2 pseudogenes are annotated in these 1,564 nt (G+C 72.4%); both read left to right on the top strand.

Annotated elements, in window-relative coordinates:
• Nucleotides 1–677 (top strand): annotated as a pseudogene (locus I5G_RS21665) (phenylalanine--tRNA ligase subunit beta); the annotation flags it as partial.
• Between the two features lie 398 nt (nucleotides 678–1,075).
• Nucleotides 1,076–1,564 (top strand): annotated as a pseudogene (locus I5G_RS09575) (N-acetyl-gamma-glutamyl-phosphate reductase); the annotation flags it as partial.

The following is a 1,564-nucleotide window of genomic DNA, read 5'->3' on the forward strand; positions in this document are numbered from 1 at the left end:
CGACGCTGACCGCGCTGGATGCCTCGATCCCGCCGCAGCGCCGACACGTCGCCGTGCTGCTGACGGGTCACCTCGTGGCCAAGCAGCCGGGCCAGGCAGCGGTCGCGCCCGACTTCGCCGACGCCGTCGACGCCGTGCGCGTGCTGGCCGGGGCGGCGGGTGTGGACATCGAGCTCGTCCAGGCGCAGCGTGCCGCGCTGCACCCGGGCCGCACGGCGCGCGTGCTCGTCGCCGGTGTCGACGTGGGCTACGTCGGAGAGCTGCTGCCGACGGTCGCGGCGGAGGCCGACCTCCCGGGTCGTGTGCTGGTCGCCGAACTCGATCTCGACGCCCTGCTCGAGCGCGCGCAGGCGCGCGTGGTCGCGGCCTCGCTGTCCGGCTTCCCGGCGGCGACGCAGGACGTGTCCGTGGTCGTGCCGGCCGAGGTCGCCGCGGGTGACGTGCGCGCCGCGCTGCTCGAGGGCGGGGCGCCGCTCATCGAGGGCGCCCGTCTCGTCGACGACTACCGCGGTGCCGGGGTGGCGGAGGGTTCCAAGAGCCTGACGTTCGCGTTGCGCTTCCGCGCCGACGACCGCACGCTCACGGCGGCGGAGGCGACGGATGCCAAGTTGGCCGGTGTCGCGGTCGCGGCGGAGCGGTTCGGCGCGGCGATCCGCGACGGTGACGCGGGAGTGTGAGTCGCCCGACGGCGTCGGGGCAGTGGTCTGCCCTCATCGCCGACGCGGGGGCAGTCGGAAGTGGTCGGCGATGAGGGCAGTGCCATGAGCATACCCCCAACTTGTCCCCCAAATGGGGGACAAACTGAAAGAAGTCGCTGGATCACCTTTCCGTGCGCTCGGATCGGTGGTCCGGGTCCCGGATTTGCCCCCGTCCGGTTGCTCCGGATACTCTCGCGGAATGTCGTCGAACGCCGTCCGCAACGAGGAGCTCTCCGTGAGCACCGTTGTCGTGCGTCGACGTCGGGTCGCACGCCGAGTCTCGGCGACCTCGTAACCCGCCGTCGGTCGGGCATACGGGCGTCGCCGCCCCGGTTCACGCTCATTGCAGCAACAGCCCCGACTTCTAAGGTGGATCCATGACCCTCTCGGTCGCCGTCTCCGGCGCCTCCGGCTATGCGGGCGGCGAGATCCTTCGCCTGCTCGCCGATCATCCCGACGTCGAGATCCGCACGGTCACGGCGCACGCCAACGCCGGGCAGCCGCTGATCTCCCACCAGCCGCACCTGCGCTCGCTCGCGCACCTCGAGCTGCAGGCCACGACGCCCGAGGTACTCGCCGGGCACGACGTCGTGTTCCTCGCACTCCCGCACGGACAGTCCGCGGCCTACACCGATGCCCTCGGCGACACGCCGCTCGTGATCGACGCGGGGGCCGACCACCGACTCACCTCCGCGTCCGACTGGGCCGCGTTCTACGGCGGCGAGCACGCTGAGCCGTGGGCGTACGGCGTGCCGGAACTCCTCGTCGGCGACGGCAAGCAGCGTGAACTGCTGCGGGGCGCGACGCGGATCGCCGGCCCCGGCTGCAACGCGTCGAACGTATCGCTGTCCCTCGCTCCCGGCGTC

The organism is Microbacterium sp. B19 (assembly GCF_000333395.1).
In the GTDB taxonomy this organism is placed as follows: Bacteria; Actinomycetota; Actinomycetes; order Actinomycetales; family Microbacteriaceae; genus Microbacterium.